The 780-nt window shown below is 44.0% G+C and carries 1 protein-coding gene and 1 pseudogene; both read right to left on the reverse strand.

Annotated features, from left to right (window positions below; all coding sequences use genetic code 11):
* Positions 1-208, reverse strand: a 208-nt coding sequence (locus R7R24_RS26260; protein ID WP_318120056.1) for a DUF3624 domain-containing protein, incomplete at its 3' end; no start/stop codon positions are given.
* Positions 209-701: 493 nt separating this feature from the next.
* A pseudogene (locus tag R7R24_RS26265) lies at positions 702-780 on the reverse strand (glutathione peroxidase); the annotation flags it as partial.

The raw sequence follows: 780 nt of genomic DNA on the forward strand, positions 1-780 counted from the left end.
GCATCCATAAGTGCAGAAACAATAAAATGTTAAATGCAAAGCCCGCAAAGATCAGGGCGATCGATTCAATGCTTTGTGGATGATCGCGAAAAGCAAACCACCAAATGATCCAACACACAACTGAAAGTACGGTCAATTGATCCATGCATCGTTGACAACGACCGATCTTTTTCCAAAACCAATGTTCTTGGCAGCTACGACAAGCCATGATGTTTACCTCAATTCAACTTGCCCAAGATTAGCAGAAGATGAATAGGCTTTACCATGTGCGCTTGTTAGGTGGTACGGACCCAAAAATGGAAAATTAGCTTTGATGAAATTTTGTAGCACGTAACTGGTGTATGGTGCCGCGTCAACCGAAAATAGGAAAAGATAATGTCGACAGAACTGAGAGTAGCACTAGGACTTGCCGGGGGATTTTTCACCATTGGGTTCACCGCGATTGTGCTAGTGAGTCGTTATGCGATGATGTAATCCATTAAACTCTAGTCCAGAAAAAAGCCTCGTATCTGCGAGGTTTTTTTGTATTTGGCTTGGGAATAGAAACAAGACGTTATGATGAACAAAAAGTGTTGTATTTAAAAACGTTGATTCAGGTAGTAGAACGATTTAAGAACTAAGGACTTAGATTTGAGCGGGAAGAGACAGGGTGGCCTCCGAGTCAAAGACGTCGGAGACCGGGGGTGTAGGCTATGGACAGGTTAGCCTAGGTAAGTTTCTAGCTCTTCGCTACCACCGATGTGTTTACCGCCGATGAATACTTGCGGGACGGTCGTACGG

It is taken from the genome of Vibrio sp. 704 (genome assembly GCF_033339295.1).